4 protein-coding genes are annotated in these 3,017 nt (G+C 64.1%); all 4 read left to right on the forward strand.

Going from position 1 to position 3,017, the window contains the following annotated elements; translation table 11 throughout:
- The coding region (locus tag VB737_RS16005; RefSeq protein ID WP_500314417.1) for an aminotransferase class IV at positions 1–528 on the forward strand (528 nt) is incomplete at its 5' end.
- 26 nt (positions 529–554) lie between these two features.
- Complete coding sequence (locus VB737_RS16010) at positions 555–1,052, forward strand: hypothetical protein (RefSeq protein ID WP_500314419.1); 498 nt, start codon at positions 555–557, stop codon at positions 1,050–1,052.
- A gap of 165 nt (positions 1,053–1,217) precedes the next feature.
- Positions 1,218–2,423, forward strand: coding sequence for a formamidase (gene fmdA / locus VB737_RS16015; RefSeq protein WP_323304129.1), 1,206 nt, complete (start codon positions 1,218–1,220; stop codon positions 2,421–2,423).
- Between the two features lie 119 nt (positions 2,424–2,542).
- On the forward strand, positions 2,543–2,815 hold the full coding sequence (locus VB737_RS16020) for an FmdB family zinc ribbon protein (protein WP_500314421.1): 273 nt from the start codon (positions 2,543–2,545) through the stop codon (positions 2,813–2,815).
- Positions 2,816–3,017 lie beyond the last annotated feature (202 nt).

The raw sequence follows: 3,017 nt of genomic DNA on the forward strand, positions 1-3,017 counted from the left end.
GGCCGGGGCCTGGCGCTGCCGGGGCCGGGCGAACCCCAGGGCCACCCCCGGTTCTGGTTGCAGCTGAGCCCCTGGACCCCGAACGCCAACCCGGTGGCGGTGATCGTCAGCGGCGTGGAGCGGCGCAACGCGGCCAGCCTGGTCAGCCGCTGCAAGACCTTCGCCTACGGCGGTGCCATCGCGGCCCTGCGGGAGGCCCGGGCCGCCGGGGCCGATGACGCCCTGCTGCTCGGCAGCGGCGGCGACCTCTGCTGCGGCACCAGCGCCAACCTGCTTGTGCGACTCAAGGACCAGTGGATCACGCCGCCGCTGGCGAGCGGCTGCCTGCCGGGGGTGATGCGTGGCCGCGGCCTGGCCCTGGGGCTGGTGCGGGAGGAGCGGCTGTCTGTGGCGGACCTGCTGGCGAGCGAGGCGGCCCTGCTGATCAACAGCCTGGGCTGCCGGCCGATCCGGCGCTGCGGCGCCACCGACCTGCCCGTGCCCGCCGGGGCCCTGGATCTCTGGGGGCGGCTGCTGGCGTCGTCATAGGTTGGCCCCAGAGTCGATCGATCACCTTGTCCGACGCTGTGGGGGGCCTGGTGTCCCGGAAGCACCTGGCAGGACTGCTGGCCTGTGTCGGCCTTGCCCTGGCCGGTTGCGGTTCCACCCCGAAGGAAGTGGCGATTCAGGACGCCAAACCAGGGGACCTGCTGGTGGAGGTGGATGGCAGCCGGGTGGAGCTGGTGCGGGCGTTCAAACCGGGTGTTGCCAATGGGCTGCACAAGGGTGTGGTGAAGGTCACCTCGGGGGGCGGCGATGCCAAGGGTCAGATGTACGAAATCACGGCGATCTGCAGCGTCAAGGGAGAGCCGGGCTGGCAAACCTATGACAACGTCTTCGGCGATCCGATCAGCAATCTCAACGCGAAGGTAACATTTCCTGTCAAGAATCGCTGGCAATTTCTGTTCCATTTTGATGGCCGCACGGAACAGATCGGCAAGCTGGACCCCAGCGTCTGGGTGTCGCGTTTGAAGGACAATCTCTGCCGCAAAGGGGATTTCGACGACACCTGATCATCCGGCGGCTGACGGGCATGGAAACGCTGCTCCCAGCTTGAGAATGATTCTTGATTCCATTCACTGAAGCGGACAATGGCCGCCAGTTTCCTGTAGCAATCGACACTTTCGAGCCGCAGGCCATCCTTTTGGATGGATGGGAAATTGCGCCTCGGTTCCTCGATGCCCAAAACACTCTTCTCCGTCGATCTGACCAAGCCGATGGATCAGCAGGACATGCCTGGGCACAACCGCTGGCATCCGGACATTCCTGCCGTGGCATCGGTGAATCCTGGTGACGTCTTCCGGATCGAATGCAAGGACTGGACCGATGGTCAGATCAAGAACAACGATGACCCCAAGGACATCGAGGATGTGAATCTCGAAGTCGTTCACGTTCTCAGCGGCCCGATCTGGGTCAACGGCGCCCAGCCCGGCGACATCCTGGTGGTGGACATCCTTGATGTCGGTGCGCTGCAGGGGGATGAGTGGGGCTTCACGGGCATCTTCGCCAAGGAGAATGGTGGCGGTTTCCTCACCGATCACTACCCCAAGGCCGCCAAGGCCATCTGGGATCTGGAAGGCATCTACACCTCCTCCCGCCACATTCCCGGTGTCCGTTTCGCCGGCATCACCCACCCCGGCCTGATCGGCTGCGCCCCCTCCCAGGAGCTGCTGAATGAGTGGAACCGTCGCGAGACGGAACTGGTGAAGACCGCCCCCGACCGCCGCACCTACGGCGCCGGCCTCTCCGGCAGCGAGCCGGTGCTGGCGGCCCTGCCCAATCCCAACAGCGCCATCCTGGGCACCCTCCCCGCCAGTGAGTTCGAGCGGGTGGCCAACGAAGCGGCCCGCACGGTGCCGCCCCGGGAGCACGGCGGCAACTGCGACATCAAGAACCTCACCAAGGGCACCCGGATCTACTTCCCGGTCTATGTGGAAGGGGCCAAGCTTTCGATGGGCGACATTCACTTCTCCCAGGGGGATGGTGAGATCTCCTTCTGCGGCGCCATCGAGATGTCCGGCTATCTCGACCTCCACGTCGAGATCATCAAGGGCGGCATGGCGAAGTATGGCATGGTCAACCCCATGTTCAAGACCAGCCCGGTGGAACCCCACTACACCGACTACCTGGTGTTCGAAGGCATCTCCGTGGATGAATTCGAAGGCAAGCAGTACTACATGGATGTCCACATCGCCTACCGGCGTGCTTGCCTCAACGCCATCGAGTACCTCAAGAAGTTTGGCTACACCGGCGAGCAGGCCTACCTGCTGCTGAGCTGTGCGCCGGTGGAGGGCAGGATCAGCGGCATCGTCGACATCCCCAACGCCTGCTGCACCCTGGCCATCCCCACCGGGATCTTCGACAAGGACATCCTCCCCTGCTGATCGGCCGACTGGAGAGAGGGGCCTGGACACCAGGCCCCTTTTTCTTGTCTCTCGATGGTCTGGTCTGCCTCTGTTCCTGGCGGCCAAGTCTTTTCCTCCGTCGTTCCCCTCGTCCCGCGATGCCCGTCTACGAATACAGCTGCAGCAATGGCTGTGAGAACTATGAGGTCTGGCGCAGCATTGATGAGCGCCACAAGGAAACCAACTGCCCCACCTGCACCGCCGAGGGCGTCCGCGTGTTCACGCCGGTCATGTCACTCAGCGGTTCGTTTCGCCTGAAGCAGGAGCAATCCGAGCCGCGTCTGGTTCGCAAGGAAACCAAAGAAGCCACCGGCAAGCCACGGCTCAAGGAGAGCGGCACCCGCCCCTGGATGCTCAATCGCGGCTGCTGAGCGCGACACCAAAGCAAAAGTCCCGGGCCGTGCCACCGCTGGTGGCATCGACCCGGGACTTGCTGTTGGACGGGGGGTGTCAAGCGACATCCGGAATTGGTCCTCCGGCGACATGAAATCTGGCCCACCCTGTGAGGCTGTAGCCCCGGCTTGTTGACGCCGTAGCCGGCGCCGGTTGGTCTTGCTCATCAGTCCATTGGGA

The sequence above is a fragment of the Synechococcus sp. BA-120 BA3 genome, assembly GCF_034931285.1.
Classification (GTDB): Bacteria; Cyanobacteriota; Cyanobacteriia; order PCC-6307; family Cyanobiaceae; genus Cyanobium.

Bases quoted from the DNA above. Each gene is read 5' to 3' on its own strand.
- fmdA (WP_323304129.1), top strand. From the start codon at position 1,218: ATGCCCAAAACACTCTTCTCCGTCGATCTGACCAAGCCGATGGATCAG.
- VB737_RS16020 (WP_500314421.1), top strand. From the start codon at position 2,543: ATGCCCGTCTACGAATACAGCTGCAGCAATGGCTGTGAGAACTATGAG.